27 protein-coding genes and 1 pseudogene are annotated in these 26,077 nt (G+C 24.9%); all 28 read right to left on the bottom strand.

Translation table 11 applies throughout. The annotated features are described in order from the left end of the window. Positions 1-568 precede the first annotated feature (568 nt). The 28 genes and pseudogenes from KQY27_RS07405 to KQY27_RS07270 all read right to left on the bottom strand — a co-directional run bounded on the left by KQY27_RS07405 (position 569) and on the right by KQY27_RS07270 (position 25,866). Positions 569-1,258: a HisA/HisF family protein gene (locus tag KQY27_RS07405; RefSeq protein WP_224425936.1), complete on the bottom strand. Its 690-nt coding sequence runs from the start codon at positions 1,256-1,258 to the stop codon at positions 569-571. A gap of 143 nt (positions 1,259-1,401) precedes the next feature. Further along, positions 1,402-2,121, bottom strand: a complete 720-nt coding sequence (locus KQY27_RS07400; protein WP_224425935.1) for a potassium channel family protein — start codon at positions 2,119-2,121, stop codon at positions 1,402-1,404. A 202-nt stretch (positions 2,122-2,323) separates the two neighbouring features. Beyond that, a complete protein-coding gene (locus tag KQY27_RS07395) occupies positions 2,324-3,292 on the bottom strand; it encodes a bile acid:sodium symporter (RefSeq protein WP_224425934.1) in 969 nt (322 codons plus the stop codon). Positions 3,293-3,662: 370 nt separating this feature from the next. Beyond that, positions 3,663-3,857, bottom strand: coding sequence for a hypothetical protein (locus KQY27_RS07390; protein ID WP_224425933.1), 195 nt, complete (start codon positions 3,855-3,857; stop codon positions 3,663-3,665). 367 nt (positions 3,858-4,224) lie between these two features. Continuing rightward, on the bottom strand, positions 4,225-6,243 hold the full coding sequence (gene feoB, locus KQY27_RS07385) for a ferrous iron transport protein B (RefSeq protein WP_224425932.1): 2,019 nt from the start codon (positions 6,241-6,243) through the stop codon (positions 4,225-4,227). 368 nt (positions 6,244-6,611) lie between these two features. After that, a complete protein-coding gene (locus tag KQY27_RS07380; protein ID WP_224425931.1) occupies positions 6,612-6,872 on the bottom strand; it encodes a FeoA family protein in 261 nt (86 codons plus the stop codon). A gap of 524 nt (positions 6,873-7,396) precedes the next feature. Then, positions 7,397-8,119 carry a hypothetical protein gene (locus KQY27_RS07375; RefSeq protein ID WP_224425930.1) on the bottom strand — a complete coding sequence of 241 codons (723 nt, stop codon included), beginning with the start codon at positions 8,117-8,119 and terminating at the stop codon, positions 7,397-7,399. Between the two features lie 679 nt (positions 8,120-8,798). Continuing rightward, positions 8,799-9,083, bottom strand: coding sequence for a DUF3194 domain-containing protein (locus tag KQY27_RS07370; RefSeq protein ID WP_224425929.1), 285 nt, complete (start codon positions 9,081-9,083; stop codon positions 8,799-8,801). Between the two features lie 234 nt (positions 9,084-9,317). Then, positions 9,318-9,665, bottom strand: a complete 348-nt coding sequence (locus tag KQY27_RS07365) for a prefoldin subunit beta (protein WP_224425928.1) — start codon at positions 9,663-9,665, stop codon at positions 9,318-9,320. Positions 9,666-9,939: 274 nt separating this feature from the next. Continuing rightward, the gene (locus KQY27_RS07360) at positions 9,940-10,254 is read right to left on the bottom strand and encodes a KEOPS complex subunit Pcc1 (protein WP_224425927.1); all 315 of its coding nucleotides are present in this window, start codon (positions 10,252-10,254) and stop codon (positions 9,940-9,942) included. 5 nt (positions 10,255-10,259) lie between these two features. Further along, positions 10,260-10,787 (bottom strand): ribonucleotide-diphosphate reductase subunit beta, encoded by a 528-nt coding sequence (locus tag KQY27_RS07355; RefSeq protein WP_224425926.1) that lies wholly within the window; start codon positions 10,785-10,787, stop codon positions 10,260-10,262. Between the two features lie 345 nt (positions 10,788-11,132). Next, positions 11,133-11,264 (bottom strand): DNA-directed RNA polymerase subunit P, encoded by a 132-nt coding sequence (locus KQY27_RS07350; protein ID WP_224425925.1) that lies wholly within the window; start codon positions 11,262-11,264, stop codon positions 11,133-11,135. Continuing rightward, positions 11,265-11,534 (bottom strand): 50S ribosomal protein L37Ae, encoded by a 270-nt coding sequence (gene rpl37A, locus KQY27_RS07345; protein ID WP_224425924.1) that lies wholly within the window; start codon positions 11,532-11,534, stop codon positions 11,265-11,267. 518 nt (positions 11,535-12,052) lie between these two features. After that, on the bottom strand, positions 12,053-12,847 hold the full coding sequence (gene rrp42, locus KQY27_RS07340) for an exosome complex protein Rrp42 (RefSeq protein WP_224425923.1): 795 nt from the start codon (positions 12,845-12,847) through the stop codon (positions 12,053-12,055). A gap of 36 nt (positions 12,848-12,883) precedes the next feature. Then, positions 12,884-13,600, bottom strand: a complete 717-nt coding sequence (gene rrp41 / locus KQY27_RS07335; RefSeq protein WP_224425922.1) for an exosome complex exonuclease Rrp41 — start codon at positions 13,598-13,600, stop codon at positions 12,884-12,886. A gap of 512 nt (positions 13,601-14,112) precedes the next feature. Next, positions 14,113-14,796, bottom strand: a pseudogene (gene rrp4, locus KQY27_RS09275) (exosome complex RNA-binding protein Rrp4); the annotation flags it as partial. A gap of 237 nt (positions 14,797-15,033) precedes the next feature. Further along, positions 15,034-15,735, bottom strand: a complete 702-nt coding sequence (locus tag KQY27_RS07325) for a ribosome assembly factor SBDS (protein ID WP_224425920.1) — start codon at positions 15,733-15,735, stop codon at positions 15,034-15,036. A 281-nt stretch (positions 15,736-16,016) separates the two neighbouring features. Further along, positions 16,017-16,787 carry an archaeal proteasome endopeptidase complex subunit alpha gene (gene psmA / locus KQY27_RS07320; RefSeq protein ID WP_224425919.1) on the bottom strand — a complete coding sequence of 257 codons (771 nt, stop codon included), beginning with the start codon at positions 16,785-16,787 and terminating at the stop codon, positions 16,017-16,019. A 398-nt stretch (positions 16,788-17,185) separates the two neighbouring features. Further along, positions 17,186-17,632, bottom strand: coding sequence for an Rpp14/Pop5 family protein (locus KQY27_RS07315; protein WP_224425918.1), 447 nt, complete (start codon positions 17,630-17,632; stop codon positions 17,186-17,188). Further along, entirely contained in the window at positions 17,629-18,438 is an 810-nt protein-coding gene (locus KQY27_RS07310) for an RNase P subunit p30 family protein (protein WP_224425917.1), read from the bottom strand. The genes KQY27_RS07315 and KQY27_RS07310 overlap by 4 nt, the downstream gene beginning before the upstream one ends. Further along, positions 18,425-18,853: an RNA-binding protein gene (locus tag KQY27_RS07305; RefSeq protein ID WP_224425916.1), complete on the bottom strand. Its 429-nt coding sequence runs from the start codon at positions 18,851-18,853 to the stop codon at positions 18,425-18,427. The genes KQY27_RS07310 and KQY27_RS07305 overlap by 14 nt, the downstream gene beginning before the upstream one ends. Before the next feature lie 491 nt (positions 18,854-19,344). Next, complete coding sequence (locus KQY27_RS07300) at positions 19,345-19,890, bottom strand: 50S ribosomal protein L15e (RefSeq protein WP_224425915.1); 546 nt, start codon at positions 19,888-19,890, stop codon at positions 19,345-19,347. Between the two features lie 326 nt (positions 19,891-20,216). Beyond that, entirely contained in the window at positions 20,217-20,537 is a 321-nt protein-coding gene (locus KQY27_RS07295; RefSeq protein ID WP_224425914.1) for a carboxymuconolactone decarboxylase family protein, read from the bottom strand. A gap of 468 nt (positions 20,538-21,005) precedes the next feature. Then, on the bottom strand, positions 21,006-22,214 hold the full coding sequence (locus KQY27_RS07290; protein ID WP_224425913.1) for a glycosyltransferase: 1,209 nt from the start codon (positions 22,212-22,214) through the stop codon (positions 21,006-21,008). A gap of 335 nt (positions 22,215-22,549) precedes the next feature. Next, positions 22,550-22,972: a pyridoxamine 5'-phosphate oxidase family protein gene (locus KQY27_RS07285; protein ID WP_224425912.1), complete on the bottom strand. Its 423-nt coding sequence runs from the start codon at positions 22,970-22,972 to the stop codon at positions 22,550-22,552. A gap of 227 nt (positions 22,973-23,199) precedes the next feature. Further along, positions 23,200-24,201, bottom strand: a complete 1,002-nt coding sequence (locus tag KQY27_RS07280; RefSeq protein ID WP_224425911.1) for an NAD-dependent epimerase/dehydratase family protein — start codon at positions 24,199-24,201, stop codon at positions 23,200-23,202. Positions 24,202-24,222: 21 nt separating this feature from the next. Then, positions 24,223-24,858, bottom strand: coding sequence for a CBS domain-containing protein (locus KQY27_RS07275; protein WP_224425910.1), 636 nt, complete (start codon positions 24,856-24,858; stop codon positions 24,223-24,225). A 186-nt stretch (positions 24,859-25,044) separates the two neighbouring features. Next, positions 25,045-25,866, bottom strand: coding sequence for a 4Fe-4S binding protein (locus KQY27_RS07270; RefSeq protein WP_224425909.1), 822 nt, complete (start codon positions 25,864-25,866; stop codon positions 25,045-25,047). Between the last annotated feature and the right edge of the window lie 211 nt (positions 25,867-26,077).

Raw genomic sequence — 26,077 nt, 5'->3', positions numbered from 1 at the left:
TTTTAAATCATATTTTTTATTAAAAAAATCCTATATAAATTTATTTTTTTCTATCAATTATTTTTCTCTGTTCTTTTTTTTTTTAAAAAAAGAAAACCGAAAAAAATATTAAAAAAAAAAAAAAATTAAAAAATTTTTAAAAAAAAAAAAAAATTTTTTATATTAATAAAAAATTTATTAAATTTTGATTTAAATAAAAAATTTACGCCGCCTCCCCGCTTTAAAAAATAAAAGAACAGAGAAAAATAATTGATAGAAAAAAATAAATTTATATAGGATTTTTTTAATAAAAAATATGATTTAAAAAAAGGATTAAAAATGGTAAAAAAGGATTAAAAAGAATTAAAAAGTATAAAAAATGAATTAATAATAAGAATATAATATATAATACTTTATATAAAAAAATAAAACAATAATTTTAAAAATCCAATATCAAGAAAATGAGAAATTAATCAAGAATGATATATTAATTATAATAATGATACAATAACAATAATACCACCAAACATCCATTTAATGATAGCCATATATAATATTGATATTTAATTATTGATAATATCGAATTAAATCAAAGAATAATATTAATATCTCCATTATGGAGAGCTGAACCTACTAAAACTTTTTTTATTCCAGCTTGATCAATATTAGCTAGTTCTTCTTTATTAATACCTCCACCAAGTATTATTTTATCCTTAAATTCTAAAAAATTTTCAATTAAATCCTTATTAAAACCTGATTTAGTTCCTACTTTTGAAATATCTAAAAGAATAATTTCATTTGGATTTATAATCTTTAACTCTTTTTTAAAATCATTTAAAGAGATATCAAAATTTTTTGAAAAAAGCTTATTATTTTTAATATCTACACTAATAACAATTCTCTCTTTAGGAAATTTATAAAAAATTTTATGAAGTTCTTCAATTGAATCAAGAGTTTCAGTTGCAACAATTAATTTGTAAGCATAATCTAGGTAAAATTTAAAAGAATCAAAATTTCTTATTCCACTATCTAACATTACTGGTAAAATCGTGTTTATCATTTTAATAATATCTAAATTATGGCCTTTTTTTTCAATAAGATCTAAATCTGCTATATATATCTGTTTAGCACCATTTATCTTTAAATTTTTAGCTATTGAAACAGGATCACTATTAGAAGCAAAAATAGAATTAAGAGGAGTGTAAGTACTCCTATTTCCAGATTTTCCAGATACAGCTGAAAAATTCATTAAATCAAGTACAGGTATTATCTCTAACATTTTAACCCTTTATTTTTATTTACAATAAACTATATTTCAATTAAAATCATTAGTTCTATTAATAATTAAATATCAATATTCTATTAAATAATTTATTAATATAATTATTCTATTAATTAACTAATCAAATATCATAGATGTTTTTATTTTTCTAAATTTCTTAATATTTCTTTTATTTCAGCTAGTTCTTTTTGATTATCTTCAAATTTTTCTATAAAATTTTTATTATATTCTTCTAGATTTTTTTCTCTATTGAATTTTTCTTCTTTAAGATTATCGATTATTGAGCCAGCAACAGAAGCAGTTGCGAAAGCTGTAAAAGAAACTCCACTAATCATTAAAAAACCTGCAACAATTCTCCCCCCTACTGAAACTGGAGCAATATCACCAAAACCAGTAGTTGTGATTGAAACTAATGAAAACCAGATAGAATCTTCAAATACAACTACATTAGGATTAACTGGACCTTCAAAAATATAGAATAAAATAGTTCCTATAACAAATATAGTAGTAATAGCTATTATTCCATATCCCAATCCATTTTTACGCGAAAAAGAAATAAATCTAGATCCAAATATTCGTAATGTGAAAATTAATCCAATTATATGAAGAATAATAAGAAAATATAATAAAGCTGAAAGATAAAATCCCATTTCTAATCCAAAGATTGATAAAAATATAAACTCAAATGGAATAATTGCTAAAATTATTACAACTACATTTCTAATATTATATTCTTTCTTTTTACTACTAAAAATAAAATAATTTACAGCTAAAAATAATATTAATAATAATGATATAATTAAGTCAAATTGTGAAATAGGTAATCTGTTAGCTGCTTGAAAAGGAAATATAGAACCCATCACTAATAAAATTACATCTGCAATGATTAAAAATAAAAATATTGTTAATATTACCTGAAATACATTTCCTAAAGTATTTTTGAGTTGATAGTTAATTGTAACACCTTATCCCATTTAATCAGTTATATTTTTAATATATAATTAGTGTTAATATTATGCTATTTAATAATATATAACTTTTTAATAATATATTTAACCAATTTTAACTAATTTCAGAATGTAAATTTCTCTTTCTAATAAGAAGTAAAACTTGAGAAACCATAGCTAAAACTGGAAGTTCAATTAAAGGACCTATAACAAGAGCTAAAGCTATTAAAGGCTGATTTGGAAATGCAGTAACAGCTATAGCCAAAGCTATTGGAGAATTTCTTGCAAGAGTTGTTAGAGATAAACTTGCGGAATCTTCATAATTAAATTTAAAGTACTTTGTAACAAATTGCCCAATGAAAAAATTCATAATAAAGAAAATAAGTATTGGAATAATCAATAATCCTAAAACCCATAGATTTTGAATTAAAAGATTACCTTGAGATGCAAACATGGAAAAGATAGCTAAAGCTAAGAATATGATTTGTGTAGAAGAAAAGAAATTAAAAAATGTATCTTTAAATTGAAAATCATATTTATCTAATATGAATCTAGCTATTTGAGCCAATATGAAAGGTAAAATTACAACATAAAGTATACTTTCAAATAACATTCCAAAATCAAATGATCCAACAGCCCCAATAAAGAGTAAAAGATAAATTGGCAATAGTATCAATTGAAGGACTAAATTTAATGGAAGAATAGAAGCTGAAAGTGGAACATTGCCTTTTGCAATATCGGTGAAAACAAGGTACCAATCAGTACAAGGAGTTACCATTAACATTAAAAACCCAATCCAAATATCAACATGTTGATTTAAAAAGATAGCTCCAAGAATATATGCAAAAAGAGGTGTCCAGATAAAATTCATAAATAAGCTAAGTTTTGCAAATTTCAAATTCGAAAAACTCTTCTTGAAATCTTTCAATGGTACATTCAAAAAGATACCAAATAACATTAAAAATAAAAATGGTATAATGAAATAACCAGCAGTACTGTTAATTATAGGCACTTGGGCAGAAATTATCCCAATTATTACAGCTAAAAGTATTATTACTGATTGAAATTTTTCTAAGAAATTCATAATATCGAATATATATTATTTATATAATTTTTTATTCATTATTAAATGATTATTTTAAGATTATTTCATTATTAAGATATGTATAATATGTAATGATATTTAGAATTATATTACATATTTTATTATTAAAGAATATAAGATTATTTAAAATTATATCATATATTTCATTATCTAAATTATGTATAAGATTATTTTTGGAATTATACAAATTAATATTAGATTTAAATTATATTAATATTATTAAATATAATTATACTAGTATTGTTAGATTATTGTTTAGTAAATATTTCTATTATTGTTTATTAATATTATATACATAAGTAAATATAAATAATCAAAATTAAGACAAATTCACTAATTAATCAAAAGATTAGTCTTTATTCTTGTTTAAATTTAACTTATTTTTTAAAGAATTTATAAATTTAAATTCAGATTCATACTCTGGAGAATTACCATAACCACAATTAGGACAATGTACGGTCTGACATTCCTTTTTCCCACATCCTTGACAATTTTTACCAATTTTGTCCACATCGAATTCATAGCCACACATTCTACATTGCATTTTATCACCAATCAACTCAAATCATTAAACAATTATTATTATTATTATTATATTATTAATAAATATAAATAATTAAAATAATTAAAAAATTAAAAAAATTAATAAAATTAAATAAATATAAATAAAAAAATAAATACTCAAATTAAATAACTAATGTAATAATTATAATTGATTAAATTAAATAACTAATTAATTACATTTAAATAATTAGAGTAAATAATTAAGTAAATATTAAAGTAAATACTAAGAAAATACTAAAGTAAATATTAAAATAAATACTAAAGAAAATAAATAAAATTAATAAAAATAATTAATCAAAGTATCTAAATTAATATTATTTATAATAAAGATAGGAATGGATGTTTTATCATCCAAAACCTAAAAGCGTTCCTCCTTGATATATTATGAAAGATACAGTGTAAGCAGTTACAGTAGTAACAGCTACCATGAATAATGGCCATCTCCAAGAGTTTGTTTCTTGTTTTACTGTACCGATAGCTGCAAAACATGGAACATATAACAATACAAATACCATAAATGTATAAGCTGTTAAAGGAGTAAACAATCCATGCAGGGCCGCCGTTATACCTCCACCTTCTTCAGCTACTCCAAACAATGAACCAAATGTTCCAACAACCACCTCCTTAGCTACAACTCCAAAAATTAGAGCTACAGCAGGTTGCCATTCTCCAAAACCAAGAGGAGCGAATATTGGAGATATTGCTGTTCCAACTTGACCGATTACACTCTCTTGAGTACCATAATCAACACCAATAGGGACACTACTAAGTATCCATACAACTACAGACGCTAAAAGAATGATTGTCCCTGCTTTTCTAATAAATCCATAACATCTTTCCCAAGTATGTATCAATACTCCTTTTACAGAAGGTAATTTATAAGAAGGTAATTCCATTACAAAAGGACTTGTCATACCTTTAAATGTAGTACGTTTGAGGATTGCAGCAACTAAAATAGCTACAGCAATTCCTAAAAGATATAATGAAAATATAACTTCTCCTTGATAAGCTGTAAAAAATGCTGCTACAAACAATGCATACACAGGCAATCTCGCAGTACAAGACATAAACGGAACAATCATCATTGTTAATAGCCTATCTCTTTCATGTTCCATAGTTCTTGTAGCCATTATTCCAGGAACACCACAACCAAATCCTAAAATCATTGGTATAAATGATTTTCCATGTAAACCAACAAGTTTATGCATGATTTTATCCATTACAAAAGCAGCTCTTGCAAGATATCCTGAATCTTCCAATATACTAATCATTAAAAACATCAAAAAGATAATCGGTAAGAATGTTAATACTCCACCTACTCCACCAATGATACCGTCAACAAGTAGAGATGAAAACCAATTTTCACCAAAAACAGTTAAAACACCATTTCCTAACAACCCAAACCCTTGATCAATTAAATCTTGGAAAGGCGCCCCAATAGTAAAAGTAATTTGGAATATTAACCACATAATAGCAAGAAATACAGGTAAACCTAAGAATCTATTAGTAACAAACTTATCAATTTTTTCAGTGATTGTAGTTTTTTCTATTTCTGGTTTTGTAACAGATTCCTTAATCAAACCATCAATAAAAGAATACCTATAATTAGCTATTACTTCTTCAGTAGATTCTCCAAAAACGTCTTGAAAATGTTTTTTTAGTTTTTCTACTTCATTGAATATTTCTATAAAATTTTTAGCAGACTTAACCTTTTCAATGATAATATCATCATTTTCAAGAAGTTTAATAGCAGTCCATACAGAAGGAACATCGAGTAATTCTTTATTTTTTTCTATAAGATGTTGAAGTTCCTCAAGATGTTCAGATAATTCAGTTCCATAAACTAACTTTTTACTACTATCTATAGGATTTTTTGCTGCATTTTTAATAGTATTTAATAATTCTTCTTTTCCAGTATCATCTCTTGCTTCAATTTCAACAACAGGTACTCCCAATAACTCAGATAATTCTTTTACATTAATAATATGTTCATTTCTTTTAGCAAATTTATTCATATTAAGAGCAATGACTAAATTTGCACCAAGTTCCATCATCTGAGTAGTTAAGTATAAATTTCTTTCTAAATTTGTTGCATCAACAACATTAACAATTACATCAGAATTTTCATCTACAATAAAATCTCTAGAAACAATTTCTTCAATAGAATGAGCACTTAAAGCATAGTTTCCAGGAAGATCTATTATATCCATCCTAACATCTTTGAAATTTAAATGACCTTCAGCTTTTTCTACAGTTTTTCCAGGCCAATTACCAACGTGTTGACGCAGTCCAGTTAACTGATTAAACAATGTTGTTTTACCAACATTTGGATTTCCAGCTAATCCAATATTTATATTCTCTGCCAATTTTCCACCCTTAACTTAAATAACAAAAATTATAGAAAATAAGTTGCAATTAAATAATTAAATTAAAGCCAATCAAAAGTAGCTAATCTCAATCAAAGATTAGTACACTATTATAAATCAAGTAGTTAAAATAAAATATTACAATGAAATATTACAATGAATAATATAATCAAAAATATAAATATAAATATAAATATAAATATAAATATAAATATAAATATAAATATACTATAATTATAATTAAAAATTATAAATCTATACTATAAATATAATATAAATATAATAATTGTAAATGTAATATAAGCAAATCAAAATAATTTTAATTATAATCTATTTTTGAATATTAACTATAATATTAATTTTTAATACTAATTCATAATTTGAACTTTAATATTTTCTGCTTCATTTTTACGAAGACATACTGAATATCCTTTTAATCGAAGCTTTATAGGATCTCCCAAAGGTGCAACTTTTTCCAAAGTAATTTCTGAACCTTTAACAAATCCCATGCCTAATAGATGTCTTTTTAATTCAACATCCCCCTTATCTGAAAAAGAAATAATAGTTCCTTTCTCACCATTTTTCAATTCGTTTAAAGATTTTATAGAATCAACTTTTTTATTTTCCATTTTTTCACCTTTGAATCCATTTTAATAATTTATATAGTAATAAAAATTTTATGATATTATACTAATTTTAATTAATAATATCAATATAAAAATTTAGGTATGCCTAAATTGAAGTTTATATTTATAAAATTTTAAATAAAAATCTATATTTAGGAATGCCTAAACTCAATCTTATATTAATAACATTTACTATATAAATCTTTAGGTATAATTAGGTATAAAAAAATTTTATAATTATAAAAAATTTATTTATTATATAAATTTTATAAAAATTTTAGATATTATATTGAATTAATATATAAAATTTTGAAATTATAGTAAATTCATATAATTATATATAATTAAAAATTTAGGTGAACCTAATCTATTCATAATATATACATTCGAGTATATAAATGTTTAGGTTTACCTAAACTTTTAAGTTAGTATATATTATAAAAAAATAAAAATTAAAAAATTAAATTATTAAATTAATTAAATTAAAAAGCTAAATTAAAAAATTCAAATAAAATGAATTAATAATCTTAACCATTAGTGTAATCAAGCTTACCTTGATTATATAATGTTTGTAAACTAGATAAATGGCTAATTTCATATGGATAATATCTGTTAGATAAAAATGGCCAAACTAATCCTTTCATAATATAGTAATAAGCACCGAATCTACCATATTCTTTCCAAGTAATTTGAGTATAAAGTGGAAAACCACATCCCGGATTAGTGAAAGGACTTCCAGTCCTTACAGTTCCATGGAAAAACATAGGAATTGGACCTTCTTGCCCACGATTTTGTGCTTCACTATCAACATAAGCTAAAGCTTCATCAAGAGTCTGGAAAGATATTCCATCTGCACGATAAGTATATCTATCCTTAGGGATTCCAAAGAAAAATGTACTTATAGCTTCTCCCCAATCAACATAAGTTTTATACGTCGAAGGATCTACAAATGCTAATTCAAGTACTGAAACCTCTCCCGAAGATGATAAAAAGCTATCCTGATCAAAATGACGATAATTAGAATCTCCACCATAGTGAACTACAAGAACACATTTAGAACCAGTCTTAGCTGCAAATTCACCAAGAACTTCTGCATTTCCATGATTAGGAAACATATCTGGATTTCCTATTTTAGTAATAGTAAGTCTTCCAACTGGTTCAACCAGGCTAATTTGTGACATTCCCCACAAATAGGCTCCAAAAATTAGAATAAGAGCTATAATGATTGTAATTAAAGTAGATCTTTTCATCTTATCACAAAATTATTAAAATCAAAATTATAAATAAAATTTAACAGTCATACATTATATTATTTACTTTATATGAGACATGATCAATTATATAACAATATAACTTTCTAAGTTCTAGTATAAAAAATTTTAGATTCAATAGAAAATAGATTTAATAAAAAATAATAAAAAAATTCAGATATTATATTATAAATATCATAAAAAAAATATTTTATTAAAAAATGCAAGAAATTCAATATAAAGCCCATAGAGAAGAAAATATAATTAAATCTAAAAAAATAAATTTAATTAATATAAGATAGGGTAAAAAATACCCAATCTAATATATAATTAATTAGTTCTTTAAGGATAAACTAAGGAGTGGACCCTCATATATATTATTAACTTCATAGTATTTAAAGTTTACTTGAAATTTTATAAAGTAAAATTGATAATTATAAAATAAAGTTGAATTTAAAACATACTAATTTAAAAATTAAATAATGATAAATAAAAAGAAAAAAGAAATAATAAAGACATATAACCAGATAATAAAAAAATATAAAGAATATAAAGAACTAAAAAGACTAAAAATATGGATAATATAAAAAAAGGAATAAAAAATAAAAGAAAATAAGGATAAATATTATAATAAAAATAATTATATAAAAAACTAGATATAAAAGAGATAGAAATAGAATTATTCTCTATAATTTTCATCAATAAACTCATCTAATTTAGTATAAGCTTCTTCAATAGCTAATTCAATATCATCATTTTTAATATTTGAAAGTTCATCAAGAGCTATATCAACATCAATATTAACATCAAGTTCTTCATCATCATAAGTCGCATTAATTTGCAAATCTAAATCTAATACTTCTTTTGATGGAACTTTAGCTAAAATAATATCATTAGCAATATCTGAAAAATATTCCGAAATAGTATCTAAGTCTTCTTGAGTTAATTTTTTAAGTTTGTTCAAAATAAAACACCCAAATTAAAATTAAATTAAAATTAAATTAATAAAAATTATATAAAATTATATAAAATGAGATAATAATTAAATAATAATTAACTACTAATTAAATAAAATTAAATATGAATTAAACAAAAGATTAACTAAATTAAAATTAAATAAAAATTTAATAATAATTTAAGATAATACAAAACTTAATTAAAGCAAAATAGAAAAATTGTCAATAAATACTACAAGTACTTATTGAGCTTGATTTTGCATAGATTCTTGGATAGAAGATTGCATTTCTTGAAGTTTCTTCATGACTCTTTCTTCTTGACGAGCCATTGTTTTTTCTCTTAGTTTAAGAGTTTCGAGTTTTTCTTCAAGCTCTTCATTAATCTCATTCCTATTAACTTTTATAAGTAAATTTCCAGCTGTTTTAAATACTTCTGTATTTTCATCAGTTTTTTTCAATTCTTCAAGAGCACTTTCAGTTTCTTGAATTTGAATATCTACATTTTGTTTTTGTACAGTTACAGCTTGAGCTTGTTGTTGTAATTGTTGAAATTGATTTAATTGATGTTGTATATTTTGAGGTACTTCCATATTTTCACCATTTTGATAAATTTTTTATAATATTATTTAAAATTAATATTATTTAATAATTTTTTTATTTTTATAAATCTAAAGAATATATTTTAAAGAATAATCCTATAAAATATTTTTTAATTGTATTATAAATTTCTAAATAAATATATAAGAATTATATTAACAAAAATATATTTTTTATAGTATTTATTATTATCTACTTCAATATCTACTTAAATTATCTGATAAAAAATAATTTCTTTTTAATATTTTTTTATTAATATAATAATTATTACGCTAAATCAGCTATTTCAACAGATAACATGATCCATTTAATAGCTGAATTTATAGAAGCTCTAAAAGAAGTTGAATCTTCAGATTCAATCTCTACAATAAGTTCAGACCCATATAATTCAAGAGTCATATGGGATCTATAATCAGGAGAGTTTTTAAATTCTAATAAAACAGATTCATGAACTATTTTAGCTAATTTTTGATCTTCAAGATCAATGATTATTTTACTTTTAACAGAATTTAAAGCATTGTAAAAACCATTAGAATTTGTATTTGTATTAGTATTAAAAATAATAATACCTCCTATAAACAATAGAATTAATCAGCTAAAACTTTTCTAACATTAATTTTAAGCCCAGTATCTTTGCCAAACTTATTATAAAAGTGAATAATAGCTATTTTTTTCTCATATTCTTCAATATCTTCACTATACTCTTTTTCTATTTTTTCAACATGAATAAAATTTTCTTTAGGACTAGATTTATGATTTAAACTAATATCATTATTGATAGGAAATATATCTTTAAGAATATTGAATTCCGGCAAATCAGATTTAAAAGTAATTTCATCAGTTTTTATATTTAAACGCTGATTAGTTGTATTTACTGAACCCATAATTACTAATAACTCATCACCATCATTAGAAAGAAATGTGATTTTACTTGGGTTTCCTTTCATTTCATATACTAGAACAACAAAATCAGAGCCCAATTTTGCAGATTTAAGTTGTAGCTCTCTCAGGCTCATTTTTCCACGATTAATATATTGACAATCAAGAGCATGAGATAAATTCTTACAAAAAGCACGAGTTTTAGATGAAGGTTTCCTTGAAGTTGAAATTAGCATATAAAAACCACATAAACATTATATAAAAGATGAAAATCAAATTATTAAATATAAATACTAAACAAATACTAAATAAATACAAATAAATCATTATAGATTATCAAAAAATTTAATATATCATTATAATCTTTAATAAAATATTAAATATAAAAATAAAAAGTCACAGATAGATGATTTCTAATTATAACTAATTAAATATAACAAATTAAAATATAACAAATTAAAAATTTCTAAAAAAGTTAAATTGAAAATAATCTAACTAATTAATAATTAGAAAATATATTCTATTTATAAAATAAAAGAAAATTAAATAAAAATAGCTAAAAAATATCAATAGCTATAAAATTATCTTGCTTTAATATTTCTTTTAACAGCTGGAACCTTTTTAAAAAGAATCCTATATCTGCATTTAGGACATTTATTTTCCATATAGCTTTTTGGATCGATTTCAGTTCCACATTCAGAACATTTATACAATTAGTCCCCTCCAACAACTCTTTTAATATTTCTATTAGCTGTTTTGACCATTGGAGTTTCAGGAACATATGCCCCTCCTGTAAAAACTACACCACACTTGCTACATTTCCAAATTCCAGCAGCCATCCTCTTAACAGCAGGTCTATCACATTTAGGACAAACATGCTTCTTTTTCATGTTTTCTTCAATGGATTTTACAGTTCTTTTAGCTTTTCTTCCGTATCTTGCTCCAAATCTTCCTGTAATTCCCACTTTTTTTGTTCTTGCCATAATATCACGTTTATAAACTTAAAATTGATTATTTTTAAAATTAACCATTATGAATAGGTTTTAATTATATCCTATAAAAAATATAAGAAATCTATAACTAATTATTAGCTATTTTCCTTATTTAGTAAAATTCATATGATATAATAAATTGGTCTTAAATAGTATATAAAGTTAATGTTTTTCATAAAAAAAACATGAAAGATTAAGATTATAAGTCAATTTTTAAAGAATATAATAAAAATCAATTTATATAAATTTAATAGAAAATAAAAATAAAAGTTTAGATTTATTTTAAAATTTAATTAGGTTCAATTAAATGTAATTAGATTTAATTGATTTAATTAAAATTAATTAAAAAAATAATGTAAAAATAATAATATCTAAATAATAAATAATTAAAACAATTAATTAACATTAACAAGGTTAATTTAAATTAATTTAAATTAAATATAATAAATTATAATTAATTAAGATTAATTAAGATTAATTATAGATTATTTATTAGACATTAATTATTATTAAGCATTATTAACTTTTTCTATTAAATCTGGGACTTTAGAGTAAGCTGTTTTTACAGCACCTAAAATATCCTCTTTAGTTAATGGCTTATCTCCGCCTTTTTGCATAGCACAAATACTACCTTCTTCAGTTATTCCAATGGAAAGCCTTGCATCTAATATAGCTTCTTCTTCCAAAGCAGGGTCTAAAACCATATTATTTCCAATTTTAACAAAAGTACACATAGCTTCCTTAGTCCGAAGAGGCAAATCAATAGTGGATTCTTCATCAATAACTAACTCATCATCAACCATTTTAGCAACAGGGATTTTAGTATTTTTAAGTGCACTCATAACAGCTAAAGTAGCAGTATCAAAAAGATTTCCATCAAAATCAATTATATGTAAATCAATGAAAAGCATCCATACTTTTTTACCAGGTTCAATACATAATTTTTCAAGATCAACCATTTCACTTTCACGAATTCCTCGATCTACAACACGTGCAAGTTCAACAGAAGCTTCGCTTGGAGGACCTGGTTCAAAACTTGGATCAGCCATAGGTAACATTTCACCATTAGTCATTAAAACTCCAACATCAGGAGTGTCTGGGAAAGGTTCGCCAATTGTAGGTTTTATACCAACAATAACTTGACTATTTCCTATTTTAACTCTTGCAGAACCCTCTGCTTTTGAAATAACTCCAGTTTCAACAGTGATATCTCTGTATTCATCAAGAGCCCTTCCATCTTCTCTTTCATTATTGTTAATAAGGTCTGTAATACATTCTCTTGTAATTTCAGGTATAATATTCATAAAAATTCCTCACATTAAATCAAATAGCTACCATCTCTATTCAGATCCTGCATCTTGAGCATATCTAGTTTTGAGAGCTTCAACTTGAACCTTATTTACTTCTCTACAACCGTCCATAGCTAATTCAAGAGCTTTTTCAAATTCCTCTTCAGTTAAATCACCATCACTTTGAAGTAATGTGATTTCTTCAGTTCTTGGCATCATAGCTATTGGAACATCAGCTTGACCTTCTTTATCCTCTTTTTCAGATAAATCAAGGACTATTTCATCATTAACTTTACCTGCAGCACAACCAACCACAAGATCTTTCATAGGAATTCCTGCATCAGCTAAAGCTACAGATGCAGCTGTAATACCTGCACATCTAGTTCCACCTTCAGCTTCTATTACTTCTATGAAAACATCTACCATTGATCTTGGGAAACCTTCTAACATTAATGAAGGCCTAAGTGCTTCAGCTGTAATCTTTGATATTTCAGTTGATCTTCTATCCGGACCTGGTCTTTTTCTATCATCGACTGAAAATGGCGCCATATTATATCTACATCTAATAACTCCAGTATTAGGTTTTAACAATCTCCTAATATAAGATTCTCTAGGCCCATAAACAGCTACTAAAACTTTATTTCCACCGACTTCCAAATAAGCAGATCCATCTGCTCTTTCTAATACTCCTGCTTCAATTTTTAAAGGACGAATTTCATCAAAAGCTCGCCCATCATCCCTTTTTTCGTTCTTAGTGATAAGAATCACCTCTAAATTAAAATTATAGTTTATTTAAATTTATATATAGTATAACTATTTGATATAAATATTTATTAATATAAAAATTTTATTAAATTGCATCAACTCTTTCTCTTCCAAGTAGTAACTGGTTTTAACTTATTGTTCTTATTTTCAGAACTATTAGAAGAATTTGAAATGTTTAAAATAGGAGAACTATTATTATCTTGATCGATTTCTCCCAAACCTGAGTTTTTACTGGTATTTTGAGCTTTCAAATGATTAAATGTGTCTAAATAACTAGTTTTTTGCTTTTTAGATATGTTATCATCTTCAGATCCATTTATTTCAGCTTCAATCTCTTCTTTGATATTTTCTAGTCTTGGTTTTTCCAATACATCAGCTTCTTCATTATCAGAATCAGAAATATCTACATCAGCTGATTTATCATTATTATTTTTATCATTATTGACCCTATCATTAATTTTCTCAGTATCATCAATAGACTCTAAATCATCAGAAGAAATTTCAAACTCTTCTTCTTGTTCAGGTAATTTACCATCAACTAAAAGATAAAGTTTATCTCTAATTCTATTAGTAAGACCAGATGTATGAGCTTCAGCTTCAATAAGATTAATGATATTTTTGGTGATTTGTTCCATTTTCTTTTCACCTTTGACCCAAACAAGACCATTTTGACCAACTACAATTTTACATTTGGTCTTATCTTTAATCATATTAATCATAGAACCTTTTTTACCGATTAAACGTGGCACTTTAGTCGGAGTAATATCAACCAAAATTCCTCCACGGAATTTACCCATCCCTCGGCCTTTTAATCCTAATTTAACTTTTTTAACTTCATCCACGTCTACTACTCTTAAAAAAAGAACATCTCCAACATTGAAAACTTTACTCAATTCTTTTTTTTCTCTTCCAAACACTTCAGATGCAGGTAATATTCCAGAATAAGGTGAGTTAACATCTACTCCCCACATTGAGAATCGAACATCATCTATCTCCCCAATTACTACATCTCCTTTCTTTGGAACATATTTACTCTTAAGAGGAATTACACTAATTTTCTTGTTCCTAAGAGAGACTAAACCCATTAAAGATGAGCAAACTCCACTGCCTTCTTTAAAGGTTCCTCTTCCAGAATAATAGCCCTCTTCAGCTAATATTTGTCCTGGAACAACTAATTCTTTGTCTTTAACATGTATCATCTACTATATACCCCCATGGGTAATAAATTATGAATATAAATTTAAAATAGTTACTAATGTAATAATTTGAAAAAAATCATGGCTAATATTAATTTCATAATATAATTAATTCTAAATAAACTTCCTAAAATAATAAACTTACTAAAATAAAATGAAAACTTTTTTAAAATATACAAAAAAACATACTTTAAAAATCTTAGCATTTTATTTTAGAGGTAAGTTTAATATCAATAATTTTTATTTGATAAGTTTAGTTTCAGCTTCTCCACCAGATAATTCACCCATTTTAAGGCTAAAATTATCTTGGAGTCCACCAGGAATTTCAACAACAGCTATCCAAGAACCATCTTGTTGCCATTCTTCATTTAAAATCTTACCAAATTTAGATATGGATGAAAAAGCATTTCCAGTAGCAGAACCCGGTAATCTTACAGCAATTTTCACATGTTCAAATCTAATAGGGATTTTAACTTTTATTGCCTTTAGAACCATTTGAACTTGTTCATCAACAGATTTGAAAGGATCAATTTTAACTTTAGTTTCTTCCATTGCATTTTGAATCCTAGTTACTGGATGAGGGAGACCATTTTGAGGGTTAATAGCTTCTCTAGCTATTTTATTAATAACCATTAACCTTTTTTCTTCCTGCATATCCCTTTTTTGTTGAGCAGTAAGTTGAATATGTCCTTTATTGATTATCTCAGTTGCAACTTCTAAAACATCAGTATTATCAAATACCTTAATCATAGCCTCATCTGAAGATGCATCTCCTTTTTTTGCATCTTTAAAAATACCTTCAACAGCTAAAACTTCTTCAATAGCTACACTATCTTTTTCAGGATTTTTAAAATCAGCAGCCAAATCAGGATCTACTAAAATCTCAAATTTCTCACCATGAGATTCTAATCTAGCTATAATAGCTTCATCAATATTAACCATGATTTTTCCTCTTATTTCATATAAGTTTCTTTTATTTTAATACCTTTAAATTATAAAATCATTCTAAATTATAAAATCCTTATAAATTATAAATAATTCAATTTAGAAAAATTCTATTATTATAATCAGTTTCCATTTCAAAAATAAGAAAATGGAAATTGAATAAAAAGGAAATTGAAAATAAAGAAAATAAGAAATAAATAATGAATAAAAACTATAATCAATAAACTAAAACTAGTAAACTATATTAATAAACTAGAAATAGTAAATTAATAAATAATTTATTCTTCATCTTCTATTTCTTCATCAGAAATATCTTTAGATTCATTTCTTGCAAGAAGAGCTTCGACATGATTAGCTACTTCTTCATCAGAAACTTTTCTATATTTTTTAGTTTCTTTATCAATAACAGCTATTTCAACACTTTCAACAGTAGTTTTACCTTCGGTAGCTTCATACACTGCATCAAGAGCTAAATCAATAGCTTCGTTAATTGTTAAATCTTCTTTATAATTCTCTTCAAATACATCCATAGCTGCAGTTCTTCCAGAACCTATAGCAGTAGCTTTATATTCAATTAATGCTCCACTTGGATCAGTTTCAAAGAGTTTACATCCACCATTAGTTACTCCACCTATAATAAGTGCAGAACCAAATGGACGTACTCCACCATTTTGAGTATACATCTGTTTCATATCACAGATTTTTTTAGCTAAAGTTTCAACTCTAATTGGTTCATTATAAGTAATTTTATTAATTTGAGATTCCATTCTTGCTCTTTCAATTAATGCTCTTGCATCAGCTACAAGACCTGATGTAGCTGCTCCAATATGTTCATCAATTTGGAAGATTTTTTCAATGGATTTAGTTTCTACAAGATTACTTGTAGTTCTTTTATCAACAAGAAGAACAATACCTTCTTTTGATTTTACACCAAGAGATGTTGTACCTCTTTTTACTGCCTCTCTTGCATATTCAACTTGGAAAAGTCTTCCATCTGGGCTGAAGACAGTAATCGCCCTATCATATCCAGCATTTTGTAAAGGTTGCATAATCTAATACCTCTCATTGTTTTTAGTAATTAGTTATTTTAATATTTAATGATAATTTAATATATTTTAATATATTTTAATTTAATTATATATTTTAATATATATTGTATAATTTTAATATAATTTATTAATATAAGTATTATTTAATTATTATATTATTTAATAATTCTATACAATTCTAAAAATATAATTTTTTAAAAATATAATTTAATTAATTATGTTTTAATAACATGCTTATTAAAAAATTTATTAATATACATTAATTTTAAAAATTATAAACAAAAATCGCATTTTAAATATGTTTAAATTAAAAATCCAAATTTTAAAATTAAACTAAACCTCCATGATTTAGTGATAGATATTTTCTTTTTGTTTATACCTACTTAATTATGTACATCTTACTTAATAAACTTTTCTATTGATGAAGCTATAGTACCAGAAATACCTATAGTAGAAATAGCTATTTTTTTATGATTATATTTTGTCAATAAAGCCAAACTCCCACGAACTTTGTCTTCATATCCTCTTTGGCAACGAAGAACAGCTTTATAGTGATAATAAGATAAATCATTATTAAATTGAGTGTTTTTATTATTATCATATATATCATGATTATTCTCTTTATTATTACAAATATTATTATCATTTTTATAAGAATTATTAGAATAAAATCTCATTAACCATAAATTAAATGCGCTTGTTTCAATTTCACCATATAATCTAAGACACCCAAACCAAATAGCTGAAACAAGTTCGTCTTTATTAATTTCAGATTCAGATTTAATATCTAAAGATAAATAATGATTGTTAATTCTAAGTGTTGGAGGTAAAATCTTAAGCTTCATAGTTTATCCTCCATATTATCCTTTTTATGTATATTCTTATATATTTCTTTATCCTTATCTATTTTTTTAACACCTAAAATAACCATATTTTCCCGTTCATTATTAAATTTAACAATATTATTAGGATAATCAAAAAAACATTTATTCAAATCATCTTCAGTTAATCCTAATGATTTAAATACAGCAAAAATATCCCTTGGAGATTTAATATCCCAAATAGAAGAGGAACCAGTAGTTATTATTAATGGAAATCTAAATTTTTGATATAATTTAATAATTTCACGAAAATGAGCCATGATTTTGGCCCTATAACTTAAGTAACTAGATGAAATATCATTAAAGCAAAGTTCAATTGCTACATTATTTTTTCTAGCTTCTTTAGCTAAAACATGATTAATTCCACAAGTTCTTTGTTTAAGATAAGGTCTAGATAATATATCAATCTGCCTATTTTCACAAACAGCACGATTTATTCCAAGATCGCCACCCAAAACAGCTATAAATTTAGTTTTTTCCCTATACTTTCGAGGAATTTTATAAACTTCATTTTGATTTTTAGCCCTGACTTCAATTCCAAATTCAATATATATTTCCCTTTTAGAATATTCCCTTTTATGATATTCAATATCAGTTAAAATATCATTTATTTCAGCTATTAATTGATCCTTATATTTTATAGCCACTTCATATTTTTCAGGATTAAAAAGTATATTAAAATAATCCCAACCTAATCTATGGCCTTCTAAAATAAGTTCTTTATTTTGTTCATAGCTATTCCCTTTGATATTTAAATCATAATACTTCATTAAGAGCCTCATTTAATAAATTTATAGCTATTTCTTTTTTTGCAGGATAAGCAGCTATTTTAATTTTAAGATGTATTGAATCACCAGTATCACAAATTTCCCATTTTTCTTCACAAGCAGAAGTCTTTGAAAACCTAAGGAAAAGATTTCCATTTTTATCTATCTTTCTTTCAAGATCATTAGATAATTTTTCTAAAGAATCTTTGTCCATATCTAAGAGGGTTTTTAAGAATTCTTTAGTTTCTCTCTTTTTATCAATTTTTCCAGATAAAATCACGATTTCATCTTCCAACATGCCTTCAGCTATTTCACGTTCAATTTTAGCTGTAGGAAGAATGTTTTTTAATCCTTCAATTAATTTTTCCTCATCTTCATCTTCATAAACAAAGATTCTGTATCTTATATTGTGAATCATAGTATCAATAACATAAATTGATTTAAATTAATGTAAATTAATGTAAATAATTATAAATAATTATCGATTAAAATCTATTAAGCATTATTACAACTGAGAAATCTATTTTCATCATAGCTTTATAACAATTTTATCATGAATCTGCACTTGATCATGACTTCTTTTTATCATATTATATTGTATCTCACATGTTATTTATAGTATTGATGATTTTTAAATTATTATTTTATAAATATTTAAAAGTAAAAAACATGAAAATAAATTAGTAATAATAATTGAACTTTAAGTAATATAAATATTTATATTAAAAATATAATTATTGAAAAAATCTAAGATAAATATCAAAAAATCTAAAAAAGATATCAAAAACAAACAAGAAGAAGAAAAACAGTAAAAAAACTTATAAAGAAATAAAAAAGTTAATAAAAATAATAAAAAGAATAAAAAATAAAAATAAAAATAAAAACAAGAATTAACTTGTTTTATTAATGTTAATGTCTCTTTTCAGAGCCTTTTCCTCTAGTTTTACGCCCTCTACCTTTTTTACCAGCACTTGTTAAACCTCTAAGAGCTCTACTTTTATGCTGTTTTTCACAAATCCAATTGATTTTATTGTCATTGATGATAGAAGGACTTTGTGGATCTACTAAGATAACTTCAAAGAACTTGAATTTACCATCAGACCATACCCAGTAAGAGTTTAAAACTTCCATGTTTGGATATTTTTTAGCTACACGTTCTTCAGCTATTCTTTGAATAGATTTAGAAGGAGTTATTTTATTTACACCCATACGTTTTGGTCTACGACCTGCAGTAAAACGAGATTTTCTTCTTCCACCACGACGTACTCTGGTTCTAACAACAACATAACCTTTTTTAGCTTTGTAACCAAGAGATCTAGCACGATCAATTCTTGTAGGTCTGTCGATTCTTTGAATTACTTTTTCACGTCTCCAAATAGGAGCTCTTTGCCACATAAGTTCTCTCACATAAGACTTATCTGGATTTTTCCACGCATCTCTAATATATTTGTACATTTATACACCTCTTGTTCAGCCGAGTTATAACTGGCCACATCCATGGGAATTTATCCCAAAAAAGAGTTTTATTTAATTTAAATTAAAAACACATCTAAAGTTAAAAGCTAAATTTAGATGATAACAAGATATTTAATGATACATATATAAAAAGCTTTCTATGAAATTTCAACCCTATTAAAATAAAAAATTTTAAAAATTTTATAAATTATATAAATTATAGAAATGTAGAATAAATTATAATAAAGTAAAATAAAATAGAATAAAATAATCTTAATAAAAAATGTAAATAAGAAAATATAAATAAATTATAAAAAATTGTATTATTAATCAGTAACTTCATATAAGATTCGTACTGCCTTTACAAAAGGAGGCATGCCTGAAGTTAATAAAACAATTCTTAAAACATCCATAAGTTCATCTTTTGTAGCTCCAAGTTCTTGGATGGCACTTTGGAATTGTTTTTTAATAGCTCGATCATCCGAATTAGATGCAGTTATAGCTACAGCTATTAATTTTTGAGTTTTATAATCGAGAACTTTTCCTGTATATACTGCATCGTTTAATTCAACAATAGCATCATAAATTTCAGGAAAATCTTTTTTTACTGGAGCCATTCCTTTTCCATAAAATACATTTTCTTTCATAAAAACCACCTTAAATTAGTCTTCATATTAATATATTAATAAATATGTTTTAAGTGTTATATATAATTAGCTATATAATGACCAAAATATAAATAAAAAGTATTATTGTATGAGTAAAGTAGAAAAAACTTTACAAAATAAAGTTATAAAGCCTATAATGAAGATTAAAAACAATAATGACTTATTCCATTGAATTTCATAAACTTCAGGAATCAAATTAAGTAAAATGTTAAAAATTAGATAAATATAATAATTCTAGACAAATTCAAATTACTAATTTCATTATTAGAAGTTTTAATAATGTTAATTAAAACTAAGGTAATTAAAATTAATGGAAAAAAATGAATCATTATTTACCTTGATTTTCAACATCATAATTAAATAATTTAATTTTAACAATACCCTACTATTATTAAAATTATAAAAAATTATAAAAAATTATAAAATATTATAAAATATTATAAAAAATTAATTAAAATCAATATTATTGATTAAATTAAGTAAAACTTTCTCAAAATTATCAGTGATAACATTCCAATCATTATCTTTAACAAATTCACGACCAGAGTTAGCTATTTTTTCATAATTTCCATTATCAAGAATCAATTGAGCAAGAGATAAAACCTCCTTAGCTTCATTAATATATTCAATACCATGATCTTCACCAAATTCTTTAAATATACCAGGGAGTTTAGTAGCTATTACAACTTTTTTCATAGCTAAATACTCATATAGTTTAATTGGTACAATATCTTGCATTATCTCTTCATCAATGTAAGCTGGAAGAAGGCAAAAATCTGCCATAGCTAAAAACTCAGGAATCTTAGTGTAAGGTTGTTTGCCTGTTAAAATTAGCTGATTATCCATTTCATATTCTTTTTTAATTTTAACCATATCATCATAGGCATCACCATCACCAACGATGACTATTTTCATATTAGGATAATCCTCTTTTTTCTTACCTAGCTCAATAGCTAATTCTTTCATACCTGCAAAATTATAAATCCATCCCATAAAGAAAAGAACAGTATCATCTTCATTAATACCCCATTCATTTCTAATTGCAGTATCATCTAAGTCAGGATTATAAGAGTCAAAATCAATCCCAGCATCAATTATAATAGTATTATCCCTAGGAGCACCAAGTTCAATAGCTAAAGTTCTAAGTTGTTCATTAATTGTAATTACTAGATCAGAATTAGATACTGCTTTTTCATTAACTCGTTTTCCAAAAGATTGTAAGGATTTTTCAGGAATTAATGTATATAATACATCAATTAAATAATAAATAAATGGAATATTATTCTTTTTAGCTATTTTAGAAGCTATATAAGCATTCATAAGACCAAGACCAACAATAACATCAGGTTTAAATTCTTTAACTTGTTTATTGATTTCATTTCTATGAGAATTAGCTAAAGACACATAGCTCAAAATAGGAAGTTTAATAAATCCTGGGCGAATAACTTGAATATTGGCTCTTTCATCAACTTTAGATATGTTATGGAAAGTTTTTTTAGGATATATTAATCCTTTAGAAGATTCTTTCGGCCAATCAATTGGATAATCAATTACATGAATCTCATGACCTCTAATAGCTAACCTATCCATAAGATGATGTTGTTGATGAGGATTTCTTTCTATCCAGTCTGATTCTTGAACAACTAAAATTTTCATATTATCTAATTAATTCTTATATTTAAAATAATTATCTAATACAATATCTAATATAATCTTAATATTTAAAATATTTAAAATAGATATCCAGTTTAATATCTAAAAAATATCTGAAATATTAAAAAATATAAAAATAAATAAAAATAAATAAAAATATATAAAAAATTACAAAAAATACATAATTTAAAAAAAATTAAAATATTTACAATATCTTAATGATTTGCTATTTAAATATTTGAAAATTTGAAGATTTAAATATATTAAAGTTTAAATGATTTAAAAATGAAAATAATAAAAATATTGAAAATATTCAAAATATTGAAAAATATAAAATATTAAAACTCAATTATTTCTTTAGGAAGCAAGTTTGTTTCCATAGTCCAGAAATGAGCTTTTCCATGGTGAATTCTAAATAAAAATAGCTCATCACTCTCAGCAGTTAAACCTAAGTCTTTTAAAAATGGCCTATCTTCTAAACATTTCTTTTTCATTCCAATATCCTTGATAATTTCTGCTTTTCCTTCAACTCTAAGCATTTTACCAGTACCTTCATCTGGTCTAAAAAATGCTATTTCAATTTTAGGATTTTCCTTAATTTGATTAACTAATTCTTTCACAGTAGATGCTTGAAAATAAAAGCCAGTTTCAGCAGCAAACCACATACCCATAGCTCTCACATGAGGTTGATCTTTATCAGAAGTAGCTAACCAAGCTACAGGATTTTCATTAGCAAAGTCAATACATTCTTTATAATTCATTTTAAACCTCCAAATTATATTAATTAAAAATTTAATTAAAAATCTATAATAAAATAATATATTTTAAATTAACAAACAATAGTTCACTAATTTAAATAAAAATAATCCATTAATAATAAATTAATAACTAATAATTCACTAAATAACTAATAAACAATAAATTAGTAATTTAAAAACTAATAATAAATAATAAAAAGATAATTAGAAATTATTTAATTAAATAAATTCTAATAATCAAATTCTGCACTTTCTTCAATATTTTCCCAATTATCAACAAACCATTTATGAGTATATTTTAACCCTTCATCAAATGAAACGGAAGGTTTATAATCAAGAATATCCTTAGCTTTTTCAATAGAAGACAAAAGTTTAGTTTTAGCATCCCAATTACGTCTTGCTCTGTAAGCTATTCCTTCTTTATTTCCAGTAAGAGTGTTAACTTTGTTAGCCATGTCAATAACTTGATTATCTTTACCAGAACCTAAATTTATAGCTTCACCAATAGCTTTTTCTTCAATACCCATAGCTAAGAGACCATTAACAATATCCCCAACAAAAGTCCAATCTCTAGTTTCACTTCCATCTCCTGTTATAGGAAGTGCCTGATTTGTCATAGACCAATAGAAAAAGTTTGGAATTACATTTCTATATTTACCTGGAACTTCACCAGGTCCAAAAACATTGAAAAATCTTGCATTTACTATTGGCATTTCATAAAGATTATTGAAATAGTTTGTATATAGCTCTCCAAGTAATTTTGTAACTTGATAAGGAGTGTGGAGAGAAATAGAAATATCATGTTCTTCAAAAGGCATTTTAGAATCAAGACCATAAACTCCACAACCAGAAGATGAATAAACAAAACGATCCACACCAACTAACTGTGCATTTTGTAAAACTTTAAGAATACCAATGCCATTAACCATTAAATCCTTTTCAGGATTATCTACACTATTTTGATTAGCAAAGTGTGCAGCTAAATGAAATACATGAGAAGGCCTCTCTTTAAAGACTCTTTTTAAAGCAGCTTCATCAAGAATATCTCCCTTAACAAACTCAATATTTTCTTCTATAGGCAGATTCCATTCATATGCAGAAGACATATTATCAAGGATAATAACTTTCTCAGCACCAATATTAGCTATTCTTTTTGATAAATTACTACCAACACACCCTGCTCCTCCAGTAACAAGAACTGTCTTATCTTGATATTCATTAAATTTACTCATATTAAACTCCTTTTCATAAGATTATTTTCTAGCTTTTCCTATTTTTCTAGCTATTACTAACTCACCAACAGCAATTAAACCAACAAAGAATTTTTCAAGCCCACCAGTAGCCCAAATTGCTTCTCCAAAAGTTGAACTTTTAATTCTTCTTTCATAATCTTCTGGCTTAATACGTTTACCAGTAGTTCTACGACTAATAATAGCAGATGCTTCCATTAATTCATCCCATGTAACACCTTTAAGCTCTTCTTGCATAGCTTCATAAAGTTTAGAAACTTTTACATCATAAAGAGAAGATAAAGTTTCCACAATATCAAAAGAGCGAATAACTCCTGTAACAACTTCATCATCATTAAGAATAGGAATACTAATTAACTTATTATCAGAAGTTTCAATAACCGCTAGTCTAGAAGGATCATTTTCATGCAAATATTTAATTTTTTCTTTAGAATGCATAATTTCAGATACTTTATTCACTCCATCTCTCAAACCACGAGTAATATCTAAAGAAGTTAACCATCCCTGAAGTTTCAAATCTTGACTCACAACTGGTGTAGTAAATCTTCTTGATTTCTCCATCTTTATAGAAACATCTACAATTGTGTCTTCTGGATATACATAGATGAAATCTTTATCCATCATTTCTTTTACTTTCATAAAAATTCCTCAAATAACTGTAATATATAAACTTTATATAATTTTAATAAAAATCTTAATAAAATCTTAATATAACCTTAATATAACCTTAAAATAGCCTAATATAGACTTAATATAGCCATTATTATAACCTTAAATATAACATTAATCATTAATTGCAATTAATTAACTTCACTATTAATATTATCAATCAGTAGATAAATTTTTTAAACTTAATGCATTTACAGGACATTTACTAGAACAAACATTGCACTTAATACATTTTTCATCGTCTAAAATCACTTTATCTCCTTCTAGCTTGATTGCATCGACAGGACATGTTTCTTCACATAAAAAACATTGCACACAAGCATCTTGATCAATACAAAGACTTTTAGTTACAAAAATAGGTCCTAAAACCCTTTCTAAAGTTATACCATTATTGGGACAAAGGTTTGCACAAGACCCACAACCTACACAGAGTTTTTCTTCTATATAAGGATATTTTTCATTTTCAAGATAAGGATAACTAGTGTTATCAGCTGCTTCAATTATTGATTTGTCTTTAAGAGTAATAGCATTAGTTGGACAGAATTTAATGCAATTTTTACAGTTTTCACACTTAGTTCTGTCAATTAAAATACTATCCATTCTAAGAACACGATGCGGAACTTTAGTTTCTTTTAATTGATAATTAATTTCTTTTTCTTCCCCATCCATCTTTGATTTAGTTTCCATAACATAAATACAAGAAACTGGGCAAGATTGAGCACATATTTCACATTTTACACAATTATCTTCAATTTTAGCTCTTTTTACGAAAGTTGGAGGAGATACTGCATTAACAGGACATTCTTCAAAACAAAGATTACACCTAACACATCTTGGAGAAACAGTAATAAATTTATCATCTGCTTCATAAGCCCCAATATCAACTTCAAAGTCGTCAATATCATCATCTAAATCAACAGATTTGAGAATAACCTCTTTTTCAAGATTTTTCATTTGTTTTTTAAGTTTTATTTCCATAATTTCCCTCACAATCATTAACAGATAATGGATCTATTAATTGATCATAGCTTAAATCATATTTATATATATTAAATCGTAAAGTTAACATTTAAATCGTTGATGAAGATTTATTAACTAAATAAATAATATTTACTAAATAATTAATAAATAAATAATTAATTTATTAAATAATTATATTAAAAAGCATAAACTAACTTTCAATAAACCT

The sequence above is a fragment of the Methanobrevibacter sp. TMH8 genome, from assembly GCF_020148105.1.
Classification (GTDB): Archaea; Methanobacteriota; Methanobacteria; order Methanobacteriales; family Methanobacteriaceae; genus Methanobinarius.
This window is presented reverse-complemented; position numbering and strand designations above follow the sequence as displayed.

Bases quoted from the DNA above. Each gene is read 5' to 3' on its own strand.
- KQY27_RS07405 (WP_224425936.1), bottom strand. From the start codon at position 1,258: ATGTTAGAGATAATACCTGTACTTGATTTAATGAATTTTTCAGCTGTA.
- KQY27_RS07400 (WP_224425935.1), bottom strand. From the start codon at position 2,121: ATGGGTTCTATATTTCCTTTTCAAGCAGCTAACAGATTACCTATTTCA.
- KQY27_RS07395 (WP_224425934.1), bottom strand. From the start codon at position 3,292: ATGAATTTCTTAGAAAAATTTCAATCAGTAATAATACTTTTAGCTGTA.
- KQY27_RS07390 (WP_224425933.1), bottom strand. From the start codon at position 3,857: ATGCAATGTAGAATGTGTGGCTATGAATTCGATGTGGACAAAATTGGT.
- KQY27_RS07380 (WP_224425931.1), bottom strand. From the start codon at position 6,872: ATGGAAAATAAAAAAGTTGATTCTATAAAATCTTTAAACGAATTGAAA.
- KQY27_RS07375 (WP_224425930.1), bottom strand. From the start codon at position 8,119: ATGAAAAGATCTACTTTAATTACAATCATTATAGCTCTTATTCTAATT.
- KQY27_RS07365 (WP_224425928.1), bottom strand. From the start codon at position 9,665: ATGGAAGTACCTCAAAATATACAACATCAATTAAATCAATTTCAACAA.
- KQY27_RS07355 (WP_224425926.1), bottom strand. From the start codon at position 10,787: ATGCTAATTTCAACTTCAAGGAAACCTTCATCTAAAACTCGTGCTTTT.
- rpl37A (WP_224425924.1), bottom strand. From the start codon at position 11,534: ATGGCAAGAACAAAAAAAGTGGGAATTACAGGAAGATTTGGAGCAAGA.
- rrp42 (WP_224425923.1), bottom strand. From the start codon at position 12,847: ATGAATATTATACCTGAAATTACAAGAGAATGTATTACAGACCTTATT.
- KQY27_RS07325 (WP_224425920.1), bottom strand. From the start codon at position 15,735: ATGGTTAATATTGATGAAGCTATTATAGCTAGATTAGAATCTCATGGT.
- psmA (WP_224425919.1), bottom strand. From the start codon at position 16,787: ATGCAACCTTTACAAAATGCTGGATATGATAGGGCGATTACTGTCTTC.
- KQY27_RS07315 (WP_224425918.1), bottom strand. From the start codon at position 17,632: ATGAAGCTTAAGATTTTACCTCCAACACTTAGAATTAACAATCATTAT.
- KQY27_RS07310 (WP_224425917.1), bottom strand. From the start codon at position 18,438: ATGAAGTATTATGATTTAAATATCAAAGGGAATAGCTATGAACAAAAT.
- KQY27_RS07305 (WP_224425916.1), bottom strand. From the start codon at position 18,853: ATGATTCACAATATAAGATACAGAATCTTTGTTTATGAAGATGAAGAT.
- KQY27_RS07300 (WP_224425915.1), bottom strand. From the start codon at position 19,890: ATGTACAAATATATTAGAGATGCGTGGAAAAATCCAGATAAGTCTTAT.
- KQY27_RS07295 (WP_224425914.1), bottom strand. From the start codon at position 20,537: ATGAAAGAAAATGTATTTTATGGAAAAGGAATGGCTCCAGTAAAAAAA.
- KQY27_RS07290 (WP_224425913.1), bottom strand. From the start codon at position 22,214: ATGAAAATTTTAGTTGTTCAAGAATCAGACTGGATAGAAAGAAATCCT.
- KQY27_RS07285 (WP_224425912.1), bottom strand. From the start codon at position 22,972: ATGAATTATAAAGAATGTATTGACTTTGCTAATGAAAATCCTGTAGCT.
- KQY27_RS07280 (WP_224425911.1), bottom strand. From the start codon at position 24,201: ATGAGTAAATTTAATGAATATCAAGATAAGACAGTTCTTGTTACTGGA.
- KQY27_RS07275 (WP_224425910.1), bottom strand. From the start codon at position 24,858: ATGAAAGTAAAAGAAATGATGGATAAAGATTTCATCTATGTATATCCA.
- KQY27_RS07270 (WP_224425909.1), bottom strand. From the start codon at position 25,866: ATGGAAATAAAACTTAAAAAACAAATGAAAAATCTTGAAAAAGAGGTT.